The following is a 23,169-nucleotide window of genomic DNA, read 5'->3' on the forward strand; positions in this document are numbered from 1 at the left end:
GATCGTCCTCGTACTGGGCGTACTCGGGCGACTGAAGACAACGCGGCGAGGTGCCGTGCCGGACGTCGCGAGCCCACGAAGATCGGCCGGACAGGACCTAGTCGAGGTAGCCGCGGAGCTGGTCGGCGAAGGCGTGGTCCCGCAGCTTGTTGAGGGTCTTGGATTCGATCTGGCGGATGCGCTCGCGCGTCACGCCGAAGATCCGGCCTATCTCCTCAAGCGTGCGGGGCCGGCCGTCGTCCAGCCCGTAGCGCAGCTGGACGACCTTCCGCTCCCGCTCGTTCAGCGTGGAGAGCACCACTTCGAGGTGCTCTCGCAGCAGCAGGAACGCGGCGGACTCCACAGGGGACGCCGCGTCGCCGTCCTCGATCAGGTCGCCGAGCGCGACGTCGTCCTCCTCGCCGACCGGTGCGTGCAACGAGACGGGTTCCTGGGCGAGCCGCAGCACTTCACCGACCCGTTCCGGTGTCAGGTCGAGCTGGGCGGCGACCTCTTCGGGCGTCGGCTCATAGCCGCGCTCCTGGAGCATCCGGCGCTGGACCCGTACGACGCGGTTGATCAGCTCGACGACGTGGACCGGAACCCTTATGGTCCGCGCCTGGTCGGCGAGGGCGCGGGACATGGCCTGCCGGATCCACCAGGTCGCGTACGTCGAGAACTTGTAGCCCCGGGCGTAGTCGAACTTCTCGACCGCCCTGATCAGCCCGAGGTTCCCCTCCTGGACCAGATCGAGCATCGTCAGCCCGCGGCCGATGTAGCGTTTGGCGACGGAGACGACGAGCCGCAGGTTCGCCTCGATCAGACGGCGCTTCGCCATCCGCCCCATGACCACCAACCGGTCCAGATCGACGGCGAGTCGGGAGTCCGGGTCCAAGGTGCCCGCCAGCCGCTCCTCGGCGAACAGACCGGCTTCGACGCGGCGGGCGAGTTCCACCTCGTCGGCGGCGGTGAGCAGCGGGATGCGTCCGATCTCCCGCAGATACTGACGGAAGAGGTCGGAGGACGGACCGCCGGGGTCGGGGCGCCCGCGCGGCTCCGGCGGTCCGGGCAGCTCCGCCTGCTCCTCCATGACGCCGACTGCTGCGGGTATGTCCGACAGCTCGGGCGGTTCGGGTGTCGGCGGGTCCACCACGGCCTCCGGATGATGCATGGCCCGGTTCTGCGCGGGGACGGCCGAGACACGCTCGGTTGTGGTCACGGTCCGGGTCTGCACGGGGGCGACCTCCAGGTGATCGCTGCCGGATCGCGGGGGATGGGGCCCACCGTGCAGTGGGCGGACCGCGCTCCGATGACTCAGGCACCGCCATCCAGTGTGGGGGACGACACATCACTGCCACGAGGGGCGTGCGCGGACTTTCTGAGTCCGTTCCGTAACCGGTCGGTTACCGGAGGGAGCCTTCGGGGGGCGGTCAGAGTGCGTCGGCACCGTGATTGCGCAGGGACTGGGCGTACTGCTGCAGCACCCAGACCTCGTTCTGCGCGGCCGCCAGGTGATCCGGGGCGACATTGCTGCCCAGGCGGGTGAGGCTGCCCTGGACGTCGTTGATCCGGCGGTCCACGGCGCGCAGCCGGACCTTGACCAGATGCTCGCCCGCGTACGCCTCGTCGATGGACTTGCCGTGGAAGACCTCGACGGCGAGCTCGGTGACCAGCTTGCGCACGGTGTCGTCGGGGGCGGCGTCGAGGACGCCGACCAGATACTCGCGGTTGTCGGCGAGGCCCTGTTCGGCGCCGCCCGCCTCCGCGATGCACTGGCGCACCGCGGCGTACGGCGGGGCGGTGAACTCGTCGATCCCGTAGGCGTCGAATGCCGGGGAGACCAGGGCGGGCTTCTGCAGGGCGAGCTTGAGGAGCTCCCGCTCGGTGCGGTGGGCGGGGCTGCGGAGGTTGAGCGCGGGGCCCGAGGGGCCGGCGGGGGCCTGGACCTGCTGGTGCGGGGGGCCGCCGCGGGAGGGTGCGGGTGCGGGACCCCGGTCGCCGCGGTCGCGGGCCCAGCGGGCGAGCTGGGCGACGCGCTTGACGACGAACTGGGTGTCGAGAATGCCGAGCATCCCGGCCAGCTGGACGGCGACCTCGTGCTGGGAGGAGCTGTTCTTGATCCGGGCGACGACGGGCGCGGCCTCGTCCAGCGCGGCGCCACGGCCCGCCGGGGTCTCCAGGTCGTACCGCCCGACGATCTGGCGGAGCGCGAACTCGAAGAGCGGCGTGCGGGGTTCGACCAGGTCGCGGACGGCCTCATCGCCCTTGACGAGACGCAGATCGCACGGGTCCATGTTGTCCGGGGCGATCGCGATGTACGTCTCCGCGGCAAACTTCTGGTCGTCCTCGAAGGCGCGCAGGGCGGCCTTCTGACCCGCCGCGTCACCGTCGAACGTGAAGATCACGCGGGCACTGCCGTTGTCCATCAGGAGCCGGCGGAGGATCTTGATGTGGTCGCCGCCGAACGCCGTGCCGCAGGTGGCGATGGCGGTGGTGATCCCTGCGAGGTGGCAGGCCATGACGTCGGTGTAGCCCTCGACGACGACGGCCCGGCTGGACTTCGCGATGTCCTTCTTCGCGAGGTCGATCCCGTACAGCACCTGCGACTTCTTGTAGATCGCGGTCTCGGGGGTGTTGAGGTACTTGGGGCCGTTGTCGTCGTCGCGGAGCTTGCGGGCACCGAAGCCGACGACCTCGCCCGACGTGTCGCTGATCGGCCACATCAACCGGCCGCGGAAGCGGTCGATGGGGCCGCGGCGGCCGTCCTGGGAGAGGCCGGAGGTGATCAGCTCCCGGTCGCTGAACCCCTTGCCGCGGAGGTAGCGGGTGAGGTGGTCCCAGCCGGCCGGGCTGTAGCCGACGCCGAAGTGGGCGGCGGCCGCCTGGTCGAAGCCGCGCTCGGCAAGGAACTTCCGGCCGATCTCCGCCTCGGGACTGTCCAGCTGCTCGACGTAGAACTGGGCGGCGATCTTGTGCGCCTCGACCAGCCGGATGCGCTCGCCACGCTGGTGGGAGGGGTTGTAGCCGCCCTCCTCGTACCGCAGGGTGATGCCCGCCTTGGCGGCGAGGCGCTCGACCGTCTCGGAGAAGGAGAGATGGTCGATCTTCATCACGAAGGCGATCGTGTCGCCGCCCTCCTGGCAGCCGAAGCAGTGGAAGAGACCCTTGCTCGGGCTGACCTGGAAGGAGGGGGACTTCTCGTCGTGGAACGGGCAGAGCCCCTTGAGGTTGCCTCCGCCCGCGTTCCTCAGTTGCAGGTACTCGGAAACGACGGCGTCGATCGGGACCGCGTCCCGGACCGCCTTCACATCGTCGTCATTGATCCTGCCTGCCACGGGTGAAGTCTACGGGTGGGCTCGGACAGGACGGGTCCGTGATCGGTGTCGCGGGCGCCGGGTGGGACCGTGAGCACACCCGCCCGGCACGGAACAGCAGCTTCCGCAAAGGGCTCAGACCAGGGATTCCAGCGGTACCGACGGGTCCGCGAGCGCGTCCGCGTCGACCGGCCGGCCGGCCTTGATCAGCTCCTGCACGGTCTCGGTGACGTCCCACACATTGACGTTCATCCCGGCCAGCACCCTTCGATCCTTCAGCCAGAACGCGATGAACTCCCGCTTGCCCGCGTCCCCGCGGATCACGACCTGGTCGTACGAGCCCGGCGGCGCCCAGCCCGAGTATTCGAGCCCCAGGTCGTACTGGTCGGAGAAGAAATACGGCACCCGGTCGTAGCTGACGTCCTGGCCGAGCATGGCGCGGGCCGCGGCCGGGCCGCTGTTCAGCGCGTTCGCCCAGTGCTCCACGCGCAGCCGGGTACCGAGCAGCGGGTGCAGCGCGTTGGCGACGTCCCCGGCCGCGTAGATGTGCGGGTCGGAGGTGCGCAGCGAGGCGTCGACGGCGATGCCGCCGCCGTCGCTGCGGGCCGCGATGTCGAGACCGGCGGCCTCGGCGAGGGCGGCGCGCGGGGCGGCGCCGATCGCGGCGAGCACGTCGTGGGCGGGGTGTTCCTCACCGTCGTCGGTGCGGGCGGCGAGAACCATCCCGTCCTGGCCGATGATCTCGGTGAGCTTGCGGCCGAAGTGGAAGCGGACGCCGTGGTCGCTGTGGAGCTCGGTGAAGATCTGGCCGAGTTCCGGGCCGATGACCCGGAACAGCGGGGTCGACTCCGGTTCGACAATGGTCACCTCCGCACCGTATCCGCGGGCCGCCGCCGCGACCTCCAGGCCGATCCAGCCGGCTCCGGCGATCACCAGATGGCCGTTGTCGCGGCCGAGCGCGGACAGCACGTTCTTCAGCCGGTCGGCGTGCGCGAGGCGGCGCAGATGGTGGACACCCGCCAGGTCCGTACCGGGAATGTCGAGGCGGCGCGGTTCGGCGCCGGTGGCGAGCAGCAGCTTGTCGTAGTGGATGACCGTGCCGTCCCCGAGCTCCACGGAGCGGGCGTCGCGGTCGAGGGCGGTGACGGGCGTGCCCAGGTGCAGCTCCACATCGGCGCCTGCGTACCAGGCCGTCTCGTGGACGAATACGCTCTCGCGTGCCTCCTTGCCGGCCAGATAGCCCTTGGAGAGGGGAGGCCGTTCGTATGGATGGTCACGCTCATCGCCGACCAGGATCACCCGGCCGCTGAACCCCTCCGACCGGAGTGTCTCTGCCGCCTTCGCTCCTGCCAGTCCTCCGCCGACGATGACGAACGTGCGATGTGCGTCGACCACTTGATGCCTCCTCGGTGCTTGCTGCGCGGCGCCGCCAACTGCGAGCGTCCCGCACGCAGCGTGATGGCGAAAGAGGGTGTACCCCGATCAGGTCACACCCAGTGGTCACAGGCCGGTCTGCCAACCGGGACCGGCACCACGCGGAGCAGGGACCCCCGGACGGAGCCGGCGACACCTGGTACACGGGGCCGGAGTGGGCCGGTGGCATGGGGTGTGCTGTGCGACAGCTGCTTTCACGGCGGCCCGGCTCCCCTGCGCAGTGCGGTATGTGCTCCCAGCACATCACCTGCCGCATCGCCGCGCGTCATCGCCGCGCCCCACTGCCGCAGGACATGCCCGAGGGAGCCGTCTGCCAGGGAGTCCGTGGGTCGGGCGTGCTCCCGGGACAGGGAACCGGCTGGGCGGGCTCTCAGCCCTCCCGCGACCACCGCCCCCGCGAGGTGAGCGAGGTGTTCAGGGAACGGGCCGAGGCATCGGTGAGGGCGGCGATCTGGTCGACCAGGACCCGCTTGGCTGCGCGGTCGTCGCGCGCGTGCTCGTACAGCGCGCGGAACTGCGGTTCCAAGCCCTCCGGGGCGCGCGCGGTCAGCGCCGCCGCCAGTTCGGCGATGATGATCCGCTGGTCGGCACGGATCGCCTCCTGTTCGGAGCGCTGCATCACATAGCGGTCGGCCACCGCCTTCAGGACGGCGCATTCGCTGCGCGCCTCGCGGGGGACGACGAGTTCGGCGGCGTACCGTCCCAGGCGGCCGTGCCCGTACGCCTGCCGGGTGGCGGTCTCGGCCGCGAGGCAGAACCTGCCGATCAGCTGGCTCGTCGCGTCCTTCAGGCGGGCCTGGGCGACGGCCGATCCGTCGTAGCCGTGCGGCCACCACTCCTGCGCCATGAGCCGCTCGATGGCGTCGGCCAGCTCCTGCGGGTCGGTGTCGGCCGGGACGTACCGTCCGATCGCGACGTCCCAGATCTCGCGGCGCTCCGGCTCGGCGAAGAGGCAGTTGGGGTCGATGTGACCGGCGTGCAGTCCGTCCTCGAAGTCGTGCACGGAGTACGCGACGTCGTCGGACCAGTCCATCACCTGGGCCTCGAAGCACTTGCGGTGCTGCGGGGCGCCCTCGCGGGCCCAACGGAAGACCGGCAGGTCGTCCTCGTAGACCCCGAATTTCGGCGAGCCGGGGTCGGTGGGGTGGGCGCCGCGCGGCCACGGGTACTTGGTGGCGGCGTCGAGCGCGGCCCGGGTCAGATTGAGCCCGACACTGGCCAGCTCGCCGGTCCGCACATCGCGCACGAACCGCTTCGGTTCGAGGCGGGTCAGCAGCCGCAGCGACTGGGCGTTGCCCTCGAAGCCCCCGCAGTCCGAGGCGAAGTCGTTGAGCGCCTGCTCGCCGTTGTGCCCGAACGGCGGGTGCCCCAGGTCGTGCGCCAGGCACGCCGTCTCGACCAGGTCGGGGTCGCAGCCGAGTGCGGCCCCGAGCTCCCGGCCGACCTGGGCACACTCCAGCGAGTGGGTGAGTCTGGTCCGGGGGCTGGCGTCCCACGCGAGGCTGCGGGTGCCGGGCGTGACGACCTGGGTCTTCCCGGCGAGTCTGCGCAGCGCCGCGGAGTGCAGCACGCGGGCGCGGTCCCGCTGGAAGGCGGTGCGACCGGGCCGTTTGTCGGGCTCGGTGTCCCAGCGCTCGGCGTCGGCAGCACCGTAGGGCGCGGTGCCGTGGTCCTGTGTGCCCTGCGTACCGTCCATGGCTCCGACAGTAATCGGCCGGACCGACAAGACGGCTCAGGCGGACGCCGGAAGAGGCCCGTTCGCTGCGGATTCATGCGCCTCACGTGCGCCGGAACGTGCCTGGCCGGCCGGCGCCCGGTCGTAACGGTGCAGGATCAGCCGCGGCTGCCGTGGGCGACGGCGACGAGCGCGGGGGCGGTGGTGCCCGGTGCGGGCCGGACGGCGCGGTGCATGGGCGGCCTGCGCGTTCCGTTCAGAGAGACTTGGCTGAGCTGGGTGCCGAGCTGTGCAGTGATGCGGGTCAACAGTTGCGCTGTGCTGTCGAGAGGCAGGGACTCACGGGATTGTGCCGATGCCGACTCCGTCATGGACCGATGGTGCAGGGCGCAGGTTGCCGGGTCGTTGCGCAGGGGTAACGGGTCTTTGCCTCAGGCTCACGGAGCGGCCGACGGCCCGAAGAGGCCCTCCAGAATGTGCGCGACCCCGTCCTCCTCGTTGGACACCGTGTGCGTGGGTACGGCGGCGAGCACGGCCGGATGGGCGTTGCCCATGGCGTAGCCGATGCCCGCCCAGTCGAGGATGGTCAGGTCGTTGGGCATGTCACCGAAGGCGATGACCTCCCTGGCGTCGATCCCGCGCCCGGCGCAGAGCTCGGCGAGGGTGCCCGCCTTGGTGACTCCGGACGCGCTGATCTCCAGGAGTCCGCGTCCGCCGGAGTGGGTGAACTGCACCTCGCGGCCCACCGCGCCCGCCCCTTCGCAGGCGGCGGCCAGCAGGGTGTCCGCGTCGAGCCGGGCGGACCAGGCGAGGAGTTTGGTGACCGGCACGTCGGTGAGCCACAGGTCGGCGAGGGACGGTACGGGCAGTTCGGCGTCGATGTCCTCGGAGAGCCGCAGCCGGTACGCCGGTTCGTACAGCACCTGGCTGCCGGTCTCCAGGGCGAATCCCACCTCCGGCACGGCGGCGGTGACCGCCGTGGCCACGCGCCGGGCGACGGCGACGGACAGGGCGCGGGAGGAGACGACCGTACGCGTCGCGATGTCGTAGACGAGCGCGCCGTTGCTGCACACCGCCGTCCCCGCCAGCCCGGTCGCGTCGGCGAGCCGGTCGACGAACCTGGGCGGTCTGGCGGTGACGAGGACGACCTCCGCACCGGCGCTCTCGGCCGTGCGCAGGGCGCGGAGGGTGCGGGGCGAGAGGGTCCCGTCGCCCCGCAGGAGAGTGCCGTCGAGGTCGGAGGCGATCATCCGGGGAAGCAGCATCGCACGATGCTACTTCCGTGACCGGCCATGTGTGCGACGGGGCGAAGCTTGCCGGGAGGGGCACTACTGGGCGGAGTCCTGGCGTGGCGAGCGTACGGCACGCTCCGCCGCCGCATGCCACCATCGCGGCGGCGAGGGCGAGTTGGGCCGCTACCAGGGCTGATCCGGGTGAAGACCGAGCGGGAGAAGGGCTGTTGCGCGGATGCGGACGGTGATCCAGCCGTGCCAGTGCCCGTCGGGGCCGGGGCCGCAGGCCAGGTCGCACCGCACGTCGTTGAGCGGGAACGGCATCCAGTCGATGCCTCGGTCACGCAGTCAGGCGCGGGCGGCGGCCGCCGGGTGCGGGCAGCCCTTCACGTTCTCGTACGCGGCGATGGTCACCCAGTCGTCGGAGTGTGTGCGGGCGCTCGGGGTGTTCATGGCTGCCACGATGCCCGGGATGTCGACGGCTCGTCAGTGGTTCACCAGGAGCGCGTCGACGGCTCGCCGGCGAAGAAGTCCGCAGGACGGAGAACCCTTGCGCCCGGATACTCGTCCGACCAGGTAACGCACCGACACTGACGAGGGGCTCCCATGCGAGGGAAGCGGCCGCAATGGCTGGGGCGGCTGTGGCCGCGCACGCGGCGTGGACAGCGCCGGGCCGTGCAAGGAGTCATGATCGCCTGTGTGCTGGGGCTGGCACCCGCCACGTGGACGTACTCCGTGGCCGACGCCCGTGTCCGGACGACCGCGGACGCGCCCGCGCAGCAGGTCGCCGTGGTGTTCGGGGCCGGGCTGTGGGACGGGAAGCCGTCGCCGTATCTCGCGAACCGGCTGCGGGCCGCCGTCGAGCTGTACCGGGACGGCAAGGTGAAGGTCGTGCTCGTCACCGGGGACAACAGCCGGAAGGAGTACGACGAGCCGGACGCCATGCGGACGTTTCTCGTCACGCACGGGGTGCCGGACCAGCGGATCGTCAGCGACTTCGCCGGCTTCGACACCTGGGACTCCTGCGTGCGGGCCAAGAAGATCTTCGGTGTCGACCGGGCCGTGCTGGTGAGCCAGGGGTTCCATATCCGACGGGCGATCGCGCTGTGCCGCGCCGCGGGGATCGATGCCTACGGCGTCGGGGTCGACGCCAAGCACGATGCGACCTGGTACTACGGCGGGACGCGGGAGGTGTTCGCGGCGGGGAAGGCGGCGCTGGACGCGATGTTCGAGCCGGACCCGCGCTTCCTGGGGCCGAAGGAGCCCGGGGTCGGGGAGGCGCTGAGAGCCCGGACACCCCCTCAGGGGTGAGGCACCGGCCGACCTCACGGTCCCGGTGGAGGCCTCGCGGCGCGGGCGGGCGGTGACGCCCGCCCGGATCACCGGGGCCAGCCGGCAGGACACCGTCTTCATGCCGTTCCACCGGGCGGGTGAAGGCCGGGCCGGCACGCTGACGAACCCGGCGCTGGACCCGGTGTCGCGGATGCCGGTGTTCACGGTGTGCGCGGTGCGGATGGAGGCTGCCGGCGGGTGAGCCAGCTGCCTCCGGGGATGAGGGTGCCGTTGGAGCGGAGGGAGCGGGCGACCGGAGCGGCGGCGAGGTAGACCCAGGCGCGGGCGGTTCCGGTGCCGGGTGGCTTCCCGGCCGGCAGGCGGACTTCCCGGGCGACCCTCTCGTACAGGTTGCCCGGGTGTCCGGGACCGACGTACTCCTCCAGCCGGTCGAGCTGTACGAGCAGCTCGGCGTAGCTCGTGGGCGCGGCGGTCACCATCGTGCCGTGCACGGTGCCGTGGCCCTCGATCGCGTACGGGTAGCCGGGGCCGTCGTAGAGGAGGGCGCCCGGCAGCAGGGCGGGCTGTTCCGCGATCGCCCGGCCGCGGAGGAACAGGTCGTGGTTGGGTTCGCCGGGGAGCAGCGTTCCGTAGACGAAGAAGGGCAGTTCGGGGGCGGTCTGCGGCATGGTCAGAGGGCCGTGACCGGGCCGGTCTGGGATGTCAGCCAGTTGAGGTAGCCGGCGCTTCCGCGTACCACCGGCACGGCGATGATCTCCGGGGTCTCGTAGTCGTGCGCCGCCCGGAGGTGCTCCTCCAGTTCGTCGTAGCGCTCGGCCGTCGTCTTGAACAGCACCTGCCACTCCTCGGTGGTCTCGATGGCGTTCTGCCACCGGTAGACGGAGGTGACGGGCGCGGAGATCTGCGCGCACGCGGCGAGCCGTGCCTCCACCGCACCCTGGGCCAGGGCGTGGGCCTTCTCCTCGCTGTCCGTGGTGGTCAGTACGGTCAGCCATGCCGGCGATGTCACCGTCGGTCTCCTCTGTTCTTCTCGGGCCTGTCGGGCTTCCTTCTTCGTCGATTGTCCGGGTGCTCCGGCCCGCTGTCCTCCCCTCGATCCCCCGAGGCGGTATGGACATGACATGTCATGAACCCTTAAATCTGATGCGTACTCAGATTAGCCGTCATCGCCCCGCGCACACCGAGGAGTCCGATGAGAACGATCCGGCACGCATCGCACCTCACCCCGGTCGCCATGGCCGCGGCCGCCGTGACCCTGCTGGCCTCCACCCTCACCGCCACCGCGGGCGCAGCCGCGGCCGACCACCCCGCCCCGAGCCGCGCCACAGCCGTCCGCCACGCCGAGGCCGCCCTCGCCGAGCACGCCGCCGGGCTGGGTCTCACCGTCGCCCAGGACGCGACGGTGCGCGACGTGATCGTCGACAACGACGGCAGTCAGCATGTGCGCTACGACCGCACCTACCACCAACTCCCCATACTGGGTGGCGACTTCATCGTCCACCTGGCACCCGACGGCGCCTACCGGAGCGCCGACCGGGCCGTACGCGGGGATCTCGCGGTGCCGACCGTGAACCCGTCCCTCTCCGCGCCGACGGCCGCGGACCTGGGCGCGGCCGCCCTGCGCTCCGCCCACCGAGGCGAGAAGCTCCGCAAGGTCGCCGCCAAGCCGCAGCTCGTCGTGGACGCCCTGCACGGCACGCCCAGACTGGCCTGGCGCACCGAGGCCGCGGGCAAGGACTCGCTGGGCAACCCCGTCGCCCGCGTCGTGCTCACCGATGCGCGCACGGGCCGGCAGATCGACGCCTGGGACAGCCTGGAGACGGCCGGCGGAGACGGCCAGTCCCTCTACGGCGGTACGGTCCCGCTGGAGACGACCCAGTCCGGGTCGACGTACCAGCTCAAGGACGCGACGCGCGGCAACACGTACACCGGGGACGCGCAGAACAAGACCGACGGCTGCATCTTCTCCATCTGCTGGAGCCGGGCCCCTGCGGTCCTGTTCACCGACGCCGACAACCATTGGGGCAACGGCGCCACCTCCGACCGCGCGTCGGCGGCGGTCGATGCCCAGTACGGCACGGACACGACCTGGGACTACTACAAGAACGTGCACGGCCGGAACGGCATCGCCGGGGACGGCAAGGGCTCGTACAACCGCGTCCACTACGGGAACAACTACAACAACGCCTTCTGGGACGACAGTTGCTTCTGCATGACGTACGGCGACGGCGACGGCTCCACCTTCGGGCCGCTGGTCGCGCTGGACGTGGCGGGGCACGAGATGTCGCACGGCGTGACGTCCAAGACCGCGAACCTCACCTACTCCGGTGAGCCGGGCGGTCTCAACGAGGCAACCTCCGACATCTTCGGCACGCTGGTCGAGTTCCACGCGAACAACGCGCAGGACCCGGGCGACTACCTGATCGGCGAGAAGATCGTGAAGCCCGGCTTCGGGAAGGCCGCTCTGCGGTTCATGGACCAGCCCTCCAAGGACGGCAAATCGGCGGACTGCTGGAGCTCCTCGGTCGGCAATCTGGATGTGCACTACTCGTCCGGTGTCGCCAACCACTTCGCCTATCTGCTGGCCGAGGGCAGCGGCCCGAAGACGATCGGCGGCGTCCAGCACAACGGCGCCACGTGCGACGGGGCGACGCTGAGCGGCATCGGCAAGGACAAGCTCGGCAAGATCTGGTACCGGGCGCTGACGGTCTACATGACGTCCTCGACCAACTACTCCGCCGCCCGCACGGCGACGCTCAACGCGGCGAAGGATTTGTACGGGGCGGGCAGCGCGGAGCAGAACGCGGTGGCCGCGACCTGGTCCGCGGTCTCGGTCGGCTGACAGGGAGCAGGTCCCGGACACACTCGCTCCGGGACCTGACTCCAGTCGAGAAGGGATCAGCCTCCGTACGGGCGGACCGCCTTGGCGTCCCGCAGCGCACTCCCCCACCAGGTCAGCTGGTCGAGCAGAGTCTTCGCCGCCGCGTCGACAGCCACGGGGTCGTTGTGCCGGCCCTCGTCGTCGAAGAGAGCGCCCGCGTTGTGGAACGACACGGCGTCGCGGAGGGAGACGGCGTGCAGCTCGGCGAAGACCTGGCGAAGATGTTCGACGGCCCGCAGACCGCCGGACACTCCCCCGTACGAGACGAAGGCGACGGGCTTGGCCTGCCATTCGGCGTGATGCCAGTCGATGAGGTTCTTCAGCGGGGCGGGGTACGAGTGGTTGTACTCGGGCGTGACCACGACGAAGGCATCGGCGGCGGCCAACCTGGACGACGCTCTCGCCAGTCGGGCCTGCACGTCCGGTCCCGGGCGGTAGGTGAGCGCGAACGGGAGATCGAGTTCGGCGACATCGATCAGGTCGGTCTCGATGCCCGGGTGAGCGGCGGTACGGGAGAGGAACCAGTCGGCGACGACCGGGGCGAAGCGGCCCTCGCGGTTGCTGGCGAGGATGACCGCGACCTTCAGGGGTGATGTGGTGAGTTCCATGCGGCGAGACTCGTATGTCAACCATAGTTGAGGTCAAGCGCCGCCGCTCACCCCTCCGGCGTACCGTGGAACACATGACGACCACCGCGCCCCTGTACGTCGAGTTCAACGGACACGCAGCAACGGAGGCAGATCTCCGGATCCCCGCCTTCTCCAACTACGGTCACTTCACCGCCATGCAGGTCAGGGACGGGAAGGTACGCGGCCTCGCGCTCCACCTGGCCCGGCTGGACGCCGCCAACCGGGAGCTCTTCGGCCATGGGCTCGACGGCGGCCGGGTGCGCGAGCTGATCCGGCACGCGCTGGACGGCGCCGGGATACGGGACGCCTCGACCCGGGTGCACGCCTTCCTGCCGCCCGGCGACACCGGGACGACCGTCATGGTCACCGTGCGCGGACCGGCGCGGAAGTCCACCGAACCGCACTGCCTGATGTCCGTTCCCTATGTCCGCACCGTCCCGCACATCAAGCGCCCCGGCGAGTTCGGCCAGACCTATTACGGGCAGCTCGCCGCACGCTCCGGCTTCGACGAGGCGCTGCTGATCGCACCGGACGGGACGGTGACAGAAGGGGCGATCACCAACGTCGCCTTCTGGGACGGCACTTCGGTCGTCTGGCCCGAAGCGCCCGCACTGCCCGGCATCACCATGGCCCTGCTGGAGCAGGAACTGCCGGGCGCCGGGCTGGAGTCCGTACGGCGCCCGGTGACGCTGGACGGGATCGGCGACTACCGGTCGGCATTCCTCACCAACGCGCAGGGCATCGCTCCGATCCGACGGATCGACGACACCGACTTCGTGGTCGACGAGGAACTCATGAAGCACGTGGGCTCGGCGTACGAGGCTGCGCCCTGGGACACCGTCTGAGGGAAGCATGGGGCCCGTGCAGATCGACATCGACGGCTCGGACCTCCCCGGCCACACCTGCGGGGGCCCGGCAGCGATTTCCCCGGCACCGAGGGGCACCCTCTGCGCCCGTGTCCGGCCGCCGGCCGTCACCTGGACCGCCCTCACCCCCGGGTGACGGGACGGGACCGCCCCCATCGGGCCCAGGGGCGTGGGTCCGATGAGGGCGGCGGCCCGGGGCGGGGGGGAAGGCCGTCCCGTGGGGGTGTCATGCGTGTGCCCGGGACCGGCGAGGTCATACATGTGACATACACCACTCATTCCGGTAGCTCGTCACCCGATCAGCACGGTGTGTCGCGAGGCCGACCGCCCGCCCGCCCATCCCCGCCGTGACCTGCACGCTTACCTTTCGACAGGGAGCCCGGCCCGGACCGGTCGAGTGAAAGCTGACCGGGTGTCAGCATGCATGGGTGGCGCGCCGCCCGTTAGCTCTGCACCAGGAGATACTCGCCAGCGCCTCTGCTCGGAGGAACCCCATGCGCAGTCCTGCCCGCCTCGTGACCGGCACCGCAGCCGCAGCACTCACCGCGGCCACGCTCGGCCTGTCCACCGCCGCGCCGTCCGCGTATGCAGGGGACGTCGGTCAACTGGTGATATCCCCGGCGGTCGCGGCTCCGGGCACCATGGTCACGGTGAGAACCACCGCTTGCGGGAATGACGCGAAGGCCGCCGGGCATGCGAACTCCCTGGAAGCGGGGAACTTCACGCTGGCGTCCACCAATCGCGAGGAGATGGTGGTCGCAACCTTCACGGTGCCGAAGAAGACCCATGCCGGTTCGTACCGCATCGACGTGACCTGCGAGAACGGCAGAATGGCCACGGGCACGCTGCGGGTGAAGGCGGCGAACAGCGCGAAGTACATCGCCGCGGGTTCCCCCGCCGGCACCGTGGAGGACAACGGCTCCGGCAACAACACGGGCAGCGGCAACTCGGTGCCTTCCCTCGACAACCTGGCAGCCAGGGGCGAGAGCCTCCTCGGGAACCAGAATCCCTTCGGTACCGGCAACTCCACCGGGAACGGGAGCGGGCGCGACAACGGCAACGGGACCGAGCGCAACACCGGTCGTGACACCGGAAACGGCCAAGGCCGCGACAACGGCAACGGGACCACCGGGAACGGCCAAGGCGGTGACACCGGAAACGGTCAAAGCGGTGACACCGGGAACGGCTACGACGGCTCCACCGTGCCCCTCTCTCCCACCGGGCACGTCAAAACTGGTGTAGGCGGCAGCGTCCGCCCGGACACCTCCCAGATCGCGGCGGGTGCCGGCGTTCTCGCCGCGTCCGCCGTCGGCGGAGCCTGGCTCCTGCGTCGTCGGGCGAGCGGCACGCAGGCGGACAGCTGACGGGGACGTACCCACGTCCCCGTACCGCCACGATTCCGTCCCGGTGGCCGCGCGTCACCGGGGCGGAACCCAACTTCCTTCCTCACGTCCTTCCCCGTCCCGGAGGACGACTCCCCGGAGGACGACCGTGTTCCAGAAGGCCAAGGGCTGGCTGGTCGCCGTCGCAGCACTGGTCGGCGTCTGGCTGATCCAGCACGGCGCCGGCACCGTGCTGGTGCCGCCGCAGCCGACCACCGCCCAGGCCTTCGCCGCCGGTCCCGGAGTGCAGCCCGGCTCGCCCGTCGCCGCCCCGTTGCGGCCCTCGACGCCCGTCCGTCTCCGTATCCCCAGCATCAAGGTGGACGCCCCGATGACCCGGCTCGGGCTCGGGTCCGACGGCAGCCTCGACGTGCCGCCGGCCGAGAACCGCAACGTCGTCGGCTGGTACAAGGACGGCACCCCGCCCGGCGCCAAGGGCACCGCGCTCGTCGCCGGCCATGTCGACAACGCAAAGGGACGGTCCGTCTTCTACGATCTGGGGACCCTGACCAAGGGCAGCACCGTCGAGGTGGTCCGGCAGGACGGGAGCACCGCCGTCTTCTCGCTCGACGCCATCGAGGTGTACAAGAACAAGGACTTCCCGGACCGGCGGGTTTACGGCGCCTCGCCGTTCGCCGCGCTGCGGCTGATCACCTGCGGCGGCGGCTTCTCACGGGACACCGGCTACCAGGGCAACGTGGTCGCGTACGCGCACCTCACCGGAGTGCGCTGACCCCGGTCGCCGATCCACTCCCTGTCGTGGGGGGAGGCCATCAGGCCCACTGGTCGAACGCCAGCTTCGCGACGAGTGAGAACACCACGACCAGCAGCACACCACGGACGAACTCGCTGCCCTTGCGCAGCGCCATCCGCGCACCGAGCAGCCCACCCGCCAGGTTGAACACAGCCATCAGCGCGGCCAGTTGCCACAGCACACTGCCCTGGTAGGCGAACATCGCGAGGGCGCCGGCGTTGGTGCAGACGTTGACGATCTTGGCGGTGGCCGACGCCGTGACCAGGTCGAGGTGGAGCACGGCGGTCAGCGCGAGCACCAGGAACGTGCCGGTGCCCGGCCCGAACAGCCCGTCGTAGAAGCCGATGCCGCCGCCGACCAGCACGATCGCGGTGACGGTACGGGCCCGGGTGACCTTCCGGTCCGTGCCCCCGCCCGCCTCCTTGCCGAACTGTGGCCGCAGCATCACGAACGCCGCCACCGCCAGCAGCACCACCATGATCACCGGACGGAGCACGTCACTGCTGATCCCGGCGGCGAAGAAGGCACCGGTCATCGATCCGGCCAGCGCCATCAGACCGATCCGCACCGCCGTCCCGACCTTCACCGGCGCCTTGCGCACGTACGTCACGGCGGCGCCCGAGGTACCGACGATGGCCACCGCCTTGTTGGTGCCGAGGACATGCGCGGCCGGGACGTGCGGCAGACCGAGCAGCAGCGCGGGCAGCAGGAGCAGCCCGCCGCCGCCCACCACGGCGTCGATCCAGCCTGCGGCGGCAGCGGCGAGGCACAGGACAACGAGGGTGGTCAGGGTGATGTCGGGCATGCTCGCGACCCTATGGACGCGATACATGTCCCGTCCAACTGCTTCTGCGGGATTACCGGAAAGTTGAGCCAACTCTGAGCTTCCGGGGCTCCGCGGCCGTCACAGGAAGGGGCCGTTCCGCAGCTGAATCCTGCCGTGGGACTCCGGTCGTACGCTTGATCCATGACCCAGGGCTGGAACGCGAGCGACATCCCCGACCAGAGCGGCCGTACGGCCGTGGTCACCGGAGCCAACAGCGGTATCGGTCTCGTCACGGCACGCGAACTGGCGCGCAGCGGTGCGCGGGTACTGCTCGCGTGCCGTGACGAGACCCGTGGCAAGGAGGCCGAGTCACGCCTCCTTGCGGCCGTGCCGGGCGCGGAGGTGGAGTTCGCACCGCTGGATCTGGCCGATCTCTCCTCCGTACGGGAGTTCGCTGCTTCGTACCGGTCCGACCGGCTGGATCTGCTGATCAACAACGCCGGTGTGATGGCCTTGCCGTACCGGAAGACGGCCGACGGTTTCGAGACCCAGTTCGGCGTCAACCACCTCGGGCACTTCGCTCTCACCGGTCTACTGCTGCCGAAGCTCCTCAACACCCCGGGCGCCCGGGTGGTGAGCGTGTCGAGCGGGATGCACGCCCTGTCCAACATCGACATGGGCGATCTCAACAGCGAGCGGAACTACCGGCGTTGGATCGCCTACGCCCGCTCGAAGACCGCCAATCTGCTCTTCGTCCATGAGCTGGCGCGCCGGCTCTCCGCGGCCGGCTCCGACGTCGTCGCCGCGGCCGCGCACCCCGGATACGCGGCGACCAATCTGCAGACGGCAGGCGTCAGGATGGAGAACCGCAGGGCCGCGGAACGGGTGGCCGGACTCGGCAACCGGATCCTCGCCCAGCCCGCGTCCTCCGGTGCGCTGCCGACGCTGTACGCGGCCACCGCGCCCGGGGTGCGCCCCGACTCGTTCACCGGCCCGAAGCTGCTGGGCTGGCGGGGTGCGCCCGCCCCGTCCTGGCGGACGGGCTGGACGCGGAACGATGTGGCGAGCGAACGCCTGTGGGTGGCGTCCGAGCAGCTCACCGGGGTGACCTGGCCGGGCCTCACCCCCTGAGGCCCAAGGTGTTTCGACGCGTCAGCCCTGCCCCTGGACGGCGGCCGGGTCCATCCACATGACCTCCCAGATGTGGTGGTCCGGGTCCTGGAAGGACCGGCCGTACATGAACCCGTGGTCGATGGGCTCGTTGGCGGGCGAACCACCGGAGGCGAGCGCCGTGTCGACCAGCTCGTCAACCTTCTCGCGGCTCTCGGCGCTCAGCGCGATGATCACCTCGGTGGACTTCGACGCGTCCGCGACGTCCTTCTTGGTGAACTCCTTGAAGCGGGGCTCGGTGAGGAGCATGGCGAAGATCGTGTCACTGATGACGAGACACGCGGTGGTCTCGTCACTGAACTGCGGGTTGCAGGAGAAGCCGAGCTTGGCGAAGAAGCCCTTCGTCGTCTCAAGGTCCTTGACCGGCAGGTTCACGAAGATCATCTGCGGCATGTCCGTCTCTTCTCTGCTCATATGCGGTGCTCTGTTCGAGCGCTTTCGATAGGTAGACGGCGGGCAGACTCCGAACTCATCGCCGACGGCGAAAAAATCGCCGGAGCTCTTCCGTCGGACCCGTGAACGTATCGAAGGACGGGGCAGGGAGCGGAGCGACCGGCCGACGGATCACCGAGAGGCTGTATGGCGTCGGGCGCGAAGCCTGAGCCGACCGGAAGAGCGAGTGAGGGCCGCGGGGGGCACTCATGCAGCGGCGGTCGGTGAACGGTGCGGCTCCGTGCCCAACGGGGGGTGAGCCGCACCCGGACAGGGACGCCCCTGCCGGCCCTCACCCCATGGGTGCGGCCATCGCCGAAAGCGCTTGCGCGCTCCTTTTGTCTCCGCCCGGGAGCCGGACATGACGAAGCGGCGGCACCCCGCACAGGGTGCCGCCGCTTCAGGGTTGTCCGGAACTGTCGTCGAGTCGTTGAGGGTGGAGGTGAGCCGACGACAGCCCGGGAGTCCGGGTGATCAGGTCAGCGGCTGTCGCTGCCCTTCGCCTCTGCCGCTGCCCGGCCTGCCTCCAGGCGCGCGACCGGGATCCGGAACGGCGAGCAGGAGACGTAGTCGAGGCCCGCCTCGTGGAAGAAGTGCACCGACTCCGGGTCGCCTCCGTGCTCGCCGCAGACACCGAGCTTCAGGTCCGGGCGGGTGGCCCGGCCGGCCGCGACGGCGCTGCGGACCAGCGAACCGACGCCGTCCTTGTCGATCGTCTCGAACGGCGACACCCCGAAGATGCCCTTCTCCAGGTACGCGGTGAAGAACGAGGCCTCCACGTCGTCACGGGAGAAGCCCCACACCGTCTGGGTCAGGTCGTTCGTGCCGAAGGAGAAGAACTGTGCGGCCTCGGCGATCTGACCGGCGGTCAGCGCGGCGCGCGGCAGCTCGATCATCGTGCCGATCGTCAGCTTCAGCTCGGTGCCGGTGGCCGCCTCGACCTCGGCGATGACCTGGTCGGCCTCCTCGCGGACGATCTCCAGCTCCTGGACCGTGCCGACAAGCGGAATCATGATCTCGGCGCGCGGGTCGCCCTTGGCATTCTTGCGGTGGGCGGCCGCCTCGGCGATCGCCCGCACCTGCATCGCGAACAGACCGGGGATGACCAGACCGAGCCGGACGCCACGCAGACCGAGCATCGGGTTCTGCTCGTGCAGCTTGTGCACGGCCTGGAGCAGCCGCAGGTCGTTCTCGTTCGCGTCCTTGCGGGACTCGGCGAGCGCGACCCGTACCGACAGCTCGGTGATGTCGGGCAGGAACTCGTGCAGCGGCGGGTCGAGCAGCCGCACGGTGACGGGCAGCCCGTCCATCGACTCGAACAGCTCGATGAAGTCGGCCTTCTGGAGCGGCAGCAGCGCGGCAAGCGCGGCCTCACGCTCCTCGTCGGTGTCCGCGAGGATCAGCTTCTCGACCATCTCGCGGCGCTCGCCGAGGAACATGTGCTCGGTGCGGCACAGGCCGATGCCCTGGGCGCCGAAGCGCCGCGCCCGCAGCGCGTCCTCGGCGTTGTCCGCGTTGGCCCGCACGCGCAGCCGGCGCACCCGGTCCGCGTACGCCATGATCCGGTGCACGGCGGCGACCAGCTCGTCGGCGTCGTCGGCGCCCGCGTGCATCCGGCCCTCGAAGTACTCGACGACCGGGGACGGCACGACGGGGACCTCACCCAGGTACACCTTGCCGGTGGAGCCGTCGACCGAGACGATGTCGCCCTCCTCGACGACGGTCCCGCCGACGGTCAGCCGACGCCGCTTGGTGTCGACCTCGATCTCCTCGGCGCCGCAGACACAGGTCTTGCCCATGCCACGGGCGACGACGGCGGCGTGCGAGGTCTTGCCGCCGCGCGAGGTCAGGATGCCCTCGGCGGCGATCATGCCGTCGAGGTCGTCGGGGTTGGTCTCGCGGCGGATCAGGATGACCTTCTCGCCCGACCGGGACCACTTGACCGCGGTGTACGAGTCGAAGACCGCCTTGCCGACCGCGGCGCCCGGCGACGCGGCGATGCCACGGCCGAGCAGCACCGTCTTCGCGTCCTCGTCGAAGCGCGGGAACATCAGCTGCGCCAGCTGAGCGCCGTTGACGCGCTGGAGCGCCTCCGCCTCGTCGATGAGCCCCTGGTCGACGAGCTGCGTCGCGATCCGGAACGCGGCACCGGCGGTGCGCTTGCCGACCCGGGTCTGGAGCATCCACAGCTGGCCGCGCTCGATGGTGAACTCGATGTCGCACAGGTCCTTGTAGTGCGTTTCGAGCGTCTGCATGATCTGCATCAGCTGGTCGTACGACTTCTTGTCGATCGACTCCAGATCGGCGAGCGGCACGGTGTTGCGGATACCCGCGACGACGTCCTCGCCCTGCGCGTTCTGCAGGTAGTCGCCGTACACGCCCGCGTGGCCGCTGGCCGGGTCGCGGGTGAAGGCGACGCCCGTACCGGAGTCGGGACCGAGGTTGCCGAAGACCATCGAACAGATGTTGACGGCCGTGCCGAGGTCGCCGGGGATGCGCTCCTGGCGACGGTAGAGCTTGGCACGGTCGGTGTTCCACGAGTCGAAGACGGCCTTTATGGCCAGGTCCATCTGCTCGCGCGGGTCCTGCGGGAAGTCACGCCCGGCGTCGCGCGTGACGATCTTCTTGAACTGCTTGACCAGCTTCTTCAGGTCGGCCGCGTCGAGATCCACGTCGACGGTGACACCCTTGGCCTCCTTCGCGGCCTCCAGCGCCTCCTCGAAGAGGTCGCCGTCGACGCCGAGGACGGTCTTGCCGAACATCTGGATCAGTCGGCGGTACGAGTCCCACGCGAACCGCTCGTCGCCTGCCTGGGCGGCGAGACCGACGACGGACTCGTCGGAGAGGCCGATGTTGAGAACGGTGTCCATCATGCCGGGCATCGAGAACTTCGCGCCGGAGCGGACGGAGACCAGCAGGGGGTCGTCGGCCTGGCCGAGCTTCTTGCCCATCCGCTTCTCCAGGGCGGCGAGGTGCGCACTCACCTCGTCGCGGAGCGCCGTCGGCTCCTCACCACTCTCGAGGTAGACCTTGCATGCCTCGGTGGTGATCGTGAAGCCCGGAGGGACGGGCAACCCGAGGTTCGTCATCTCGGCGAGGTTGGCACCCTTGCCGCCGAGCAAGTCCTTCAGATCCTTGTTGCCCTCGGTGAAGTCATAAACGAACTTCTGACCCGGGAGCTCCGGCGTGGGTACGTGAGGATCTTTGTTTTCCGACACGGGTCTCGACTCCTAGAGGACTCGGGTGGCTGCCCTGACGGCGAGGAACATACCCAGATCGAAGGTGCCTGGGTACGTCCACTTGCGCGTCATACGGCCTTAACCACTCGTCCGCCAGCAGATCGAAAGTTTCGTTCCAGAGCCACGCATCGAATCATTCATTCACTTCTTGAACGTATCACTACTTAAAGTTCCCGAGATCGCGAGAATTTACACGGTACGTAGTGGATTCATCGATCGATCAAAGTAAAGCCCTGGTGGCACCCAGTGCCACCATTTGAGAAGTGCAGTTCCCAAAAACCCGCTCATCTGAGCAACGCACCCCTCAGGGGTGGCGAGAATCACGCCCCGCCGGGCGCTCAGATGTCACTATCCGGACAGCTTCGAGGACACGCATGGTCACACGACGACCGCAAGGAGCGAAGGAATGCGGGCGCGGCACCCCCCATCGCATGCCACTGCACCCCATGCCGTCCGATCCCCCCTCGGTTCACCCTCAGTTCACTCCGGATTGACGCTCAGATGAGCGGGAGTGAATCAGGGGCACCCGGTGCCTCAGCCGCCCGAGGTGTCGAGCTCGGCTTCCGCGCTCACGCCCGAGCAGTCGTAGGGGTCCTTCAGCCAGCCGTCCGGCAGCACCACACGGTTGTTGCCGGAGGTACGCCCGCGCGGCCCGTCCGCTCCGTCCGGCCAGGCCTGGTCCAGGTCGAGCTCGTGCAGCTGCGCACCCAGCTCGTCCAGCGACGAGGTGATCGCCAACTTCTTGCGCATCTCCGAGCCGACCGAGAAGCCCTTGAGATACCAGGCCACATGCTTACGGAAGTCGATCACGCCACGGGTCTCGTCGCCGATCCACTCCCCCAGCAGTGTCGCGTGCCGCAGCATCACCGTCGCGACCTCCCGGAGCGTCGGCGCCTGCCTCGCCTCCGCACCCTCGAAGGCACTCACCAGGTCGCCGAAGAGCCACGGGCGCCCCAGGCAGCCGCGGCCCACGACCACGCCGTCACAGCCGGTCTCGCGCATCATCCGGCGGGCGTCGTCCGCACACCAGATGTCGCCGTTGCCGAGGACCGGGATCTCCGGGACGTGCTCCTTGAGGCGGGCGATCGCGTCCCAGTCGGCGGTGCCGCCGTAGTGCTGGGCGGCCGTCCTGCCGTGCAGGGCGACGGCCGTGACGCCCTCCTCCACCGCGATCCGGCCCGCGTCGAGATAGGTGAGGTGGTCGTCGTTGATGCCCTTGCGCATCTTGATGGTGACCGGAAGGTCGCCCGCGTTGGATACGGCCTCGTTGAGGATCGCGCGCAGCAGCGGCCGCTTGAACGGGAGCGCGGAGCCGCCGCCCTTGCGGGTCACCTTGGGGACCGGGCAGCCGAAGTTCAGGTCGATGTGGTCGGCGAGGTTCTCGTCGACGATCATGCGGACGGCCTTGCCGACCGTGACCGGGTCCACTCCGTACAGCTGGATCGAGCGCGGGGTCTCGCTCGCGTCGAAGTGAATGAGCTGCATGGTCTTCTCGTTGCGCTCGACCAGCGCCCGCGTCGTGATCATCTCGCTGACGAACAGCCCCTTGCCGCCGGAGAACTCCCGGCACAGGGTGCGGTACGGGGCGTTGGTGATACCGGCCATGGGTGCGAGCACCACCGGCGGCTGCACCGCGTGCGGGCCGATCCGGAGCTGCGGGAGCGAGGGGACGAGCGTGGTCATTGCTCCATTGTCGCGTACGGCGGGAGCTGCTTCGGTGGGCGCCGGAGCGAGAAGCGACCGTGGGCCCGGATCACCAGGGGTGATCCGGGCCCACGGTCGTACGGGCGCCGAGAAGGCGTCAGCTCTGCTTCGCGGAGTCGCCCTCGTGGGTCGACGTCGCGGCATCGGCGGACGCCGGGGCCTGCTCGGACCCGGCGCGCTCACGCATCTTACGGAGCAGCTCCTGCTTCTGGTCGGCCGCCGCCTTGCGGTCGGCATTGCGCGCGGGGCCCACGCCCTGCTGATCGGCGCGGGACAGCTTCTTGCGCTGTCCGCCGACACCGAGAAGGTTGTTGCGGCTCTTGGCCACGGGGTTCTCCCATCCATGGTGAGACGTCATGAGACATGAGGTCGTGAGCGACCTGGAATCGATCCGGTGGGCGACGGGCGGTCGGGCCCGC

20 protein-coding genes and 2 pseudogenes are annotated in these 23,169 nt (G+C 69.9%); 7 read left to right on the forward strand and 15 right to left on the reverse strand.

Annotated elements, in window-relative coordinates; all coding sequences use genetic code 11:
- Positions 1-97: 97 nt before the first annotated feature.
- From AB0N06_RS13165 to AB0N06_RS13195, 7 genes and pseudogenes are all read right to left on the reverse strand, one after another.
- Entirely contained in the window at positions 98-1,213 is a 1,116-nt protein-coding gene (locus tag AB0N06_RS13165; protein ID WP_366134764.1) for an RNA polymerase sigma factor, read from the reverse strand.
- Between the two features lie 196 nt (positions 1,214-1,409).
- Complete coding sequence (dnaG, locus tag AB0N06_RS13170) at positions 1,410-3,314, reverse strand: DNA primase (protein ID WP_366134765.1); 1,905 nt, start codon at positions 3,312-3,314, stop codon at positions 1,410-1,412.
- Positions 3,315-3,428: 114 nt separating this feature from the next.
- Positions 3,429-4,688: an FAD-dependent oxidoreductase gene (locus tag AB0N06_RS13175; RefSeq protein WP_366134766.1), complete on the reverse strand. Its 1,260-nt coding sequence runs from the start codon at positions 4,686-4,688 to the stop codon at positions 3,429-3,431.
- A gap of 409 nt (positions 4,689-5,097) precedes the next feature.
- Complete coding sequence (locus AB0N06_RS13180) at positions 5,098-6,423, reverse strand: deoxyguanosinetriphosphate triphosphohydrolase (protein WP_366134767.1); 1,326 nt, start codon at positions 6,421-6,423, stop codon at positions 5,098-5,100.
- A gap of 143 nt (positions 6,424-6,566) precedes the next feature.
- A pseudogene (locus AB0N06_RS13185) lies at positions 6,567-6,773 on the reverse strand (sirohydrochlorin chelatase); the annotation flags it as partial.
- Between the two features lie 66 nt (positions 6,774-6,839).
- Positions 6,840-7,652 carry a Cof-type HAD-IIB family hydrolase gene (locus AB0N06_RS13190; RefSeq protein ID WP_366134795.1) on the reverse strand — a complete coding sequence of 271 codons (813 nt, stop codon included), beginning with the start codon at positions 7,650-7,652 and terminating at the stop codon, positions 6,840-6,842.
- A gap of 165 nt (positions 7,653-7,817) precedes the next feature.
- Complete coding sequence (locus AB0N06_RS13195) at positions 7,818-7,958, reverse strand: hypothetical protein (RefSeq protein ID WP_366134768.1); 141 nt, start codon at positions 7,956-7,958, stop codon at positions 7,818-7,820.
- Between the two features lie 282 nt (positions 7,959-8,240).
- Here AB0N06_RS13195 and AB0N06_RS13200 point away from each other — a divergent pair, with 282 nt between their 5' ends.
- Both AB0N06_RS13200 and AB0N06_RS13205 read left to right on the forward strand, forming a co-directional pair.
- On the forward strand, positions 8,241-8,945 hold the full coding sequence (locus AB0N06_RS13200) for an ElyC/SanA/YdcF family protein (protein WP_366134769.1): 705 nt from the start codon (positions 8,241-8,243) through the stop codon (positions 8,943-8,945).
- A 34-nt stretch (positions 8,946-8,979) separates the two neighbouring features.
- Positions 8,980-9,168, forward strand: a pseudogene (locus AB0N06_RS13205) (molybdopterin dinucleotide binding domain-containing protein); the annotation flags it as partial.
- On the opposite strand, the gene AB0N06_RS13210 reads toward AB0N06_RS13205, so the two are convergent.
- Together AB0N06_RS13210 and cutA are read right to left on the reverse strand one after the other, a co-directional pair.
- Complete coding sequence (locus AB0N06_RS13210) at positions 9,128-9,595, reverse strand: gamma-glutamylcyclotransferase family protein (protein ID WP_366134770.1); 468 nt, start codon at positions 9,593-9,595, stop codon at positions 9,128-9,130. The pseudogene AB0N06_RS13205 and the gene AB0N06_RS13210 overlap by 41 nt on opposite strands.
- 2 nt (positions 9,596-9,597) lie before the next feature.
- Complete coding sequence (cutA, locus tag AB0N06_RS13215) at positions 9,598-9,936, reverse strand: divalent-cation tolerance protein CutA (RefSeq protein ID WP_366134771.1); 339 nt, start codon at positions 9,934-9,936, stop codon at positions 9,598-9,600.
- Positions 9,937-10,119: 183 nt separating this feature from the next.
- Between cutA and AB0N06_RS13220 the strand changes: the two genes are divergently transcribed.
- Positions 10,120-11,769, forward strand: a complete 1,650-nt coding sequence (locus tag AB0N06_RS13220; protein ID WP_366134772.1) for a M4 family metallopeptidase — start codon at positions 10,120-10,122, stop codon at positions 11,767-11,769.
- Between the two features lie 56 nt (positions 11,770-11,825).
- On the opposite strand, the gene AB0N06_RS13225 is transcribed toward AB0N06_RS13220, so the two are convergent.
- Entirely contained in the window at positions 11,826-12,416 is a 591-nt protein-coding gene (locus AB0N06_RS13225; RefSeq protein WP_366134773.1) for an NAD(P)H-dependent oxidoreductase, read from the reverse strand.
- A gap of 74 nt (positions 12,417-12,490) precedes the next feature.
- Here AB0N06_RS13225 and AB0N06_RS13230 point away from each other — a divergent pair, with 74 nt between their 5' ends.
- The 3 genes from AB0N06_RS13230 to AB0N06_RS13240 all read left to right on the forward strand — a co-directional run bounded on the left by AB0N06_RS13230 (position 12,491) and on the right by AB0N06_RS13240 (position 15,418).
- On the forward strand, positions 12,491-13,282 hold the full coding sequence (locus AB0N06_RS13230; protein WP_366134774.1) for an aminotransferase class IV family protein: 792 nt from the start codon (positions 12,491-12,493) through the stop codon (positions 13,280-13,282).
- Between the two features lie 515 nt (positions 13,283-13,797).
- On the forward strand, positions 13,798-14,667 hold the full coding sequence (locus AB0N06_RS13235; RefSeq protein WP_366134798.1) for a hypothetical protein: 870 nt from the start codon (positions 13,798-13,800) through the stop codon (positions 14,665-14,667).
- 127 nt (positions 14,668-14,794) lie between these two features.
- Positions 14,795-15,418: a class F sortase gene (locus AB0N06_RS13240; protein WP_366134775.1), complete on the forward strand. Its 624-nt coding sequence runs from the start codon at positions 14,795-14,797 to the stop codon at positions 15,416-15,418.
- Between the two features lie 40 nt (positions 15,419-15,458).
- Here the strand turns inward: AB0N06_RS13240 and AB0N06_RS13245 are convergent, their stop codons facing one another.
- Positions 15,459-16,244 carry a TSUP family transporter gene (locus AB0N06_RS13245; protein WP_037698199.1) on the reverse strand — a complete coding sequence of 262 codons (786 nt, stop codon included), beginning with the start codon at positions 16,242-16,244 and terminating at the stop codon, positions 15,459-15,461.
- Positions 16,245-16,406: 162 nt separating this feature from the next.
- Between AB0N06_RS13245 and AB0N06_RS13250 the strand changes: the two genes are divergently transcribed.
- Complete coding sequence (locus AB0N06_RS13250; protein WP_366134776.1) at positions 16,407-17,336, forward strand: oxidoreductase; 930 nt, start codon at positions 16,407-16,409, stop codon at positions 17,334-17,336.
- Positions 17,337-17,357: 21 nt separating this feature from the next.
- Here AB0N06_RS13250 and AB0N06_RS13255 read toward each other — a convergent pair whose 3' ends face one another.
- The 4 genes from AB0N06_RS13255 to AB0N06_RS13270 form a co-directional block, all read right to left on the reverse strand.
- A complete protein-coding gene (locus AB0N06_RS13255) occupies positions 17,358-17,768 on the reverse strand; it encodes a VOC family protein (RefSeq protein ID WP_366134796.1) in 411 nt (136 codons plus the stop codon).
- Positions 17,769-18,286: 518 nt separating this feature from the next.
- Positions 18,287-21,025, reverse strand: coding sequence for a pyruvate, phosphate dikinase (gene ppdK, locus AB0N06_RS13260; protein ID WP_366134777.1), 2,739 nt, complete (start codon positions 21,023-21,025; stop codon positions 18,287-18,289).
- A 555-nt stretch (positions 21,026-21,580) separates the two neighbouring features.
- Positions 21,581-22,729 (reverse strand): tRNA dihydrouridine synthase DusB, encoded by a 1,149-nt coding sequence (dusB, locus tag AB0N06_RS13265; RefSeq protein ID WP_366134778.1) that lies wholly within the window; start codon positions 22,727-22,729, stop codon positions 21,581-21,583.
- A gap of 118 nt (positions 22,730-22,847) precedes the next feature.
- Positions 22,848-23,078, reverse strand: coding sequence for a DUF6243 family protein (locus AB0N06_RS13270; protein ID WP_366134779.1), 231 nt, complete (start codon positions 23,076-23,078; stop codon positions 22,848-22,850).
- Positions 23,079-23,169: the final 91 nt, after the last annotated feature.

It is taken from the genome of Streptomyces sp. NPDC051020 (genome assembly GCF_040683105.1).
Classification (GTDB): domain Bacteria; phylum Actinomycetota; class Actinomycetes; order Streptomycetales; family Streptomycetaceae; genus Streptomyces.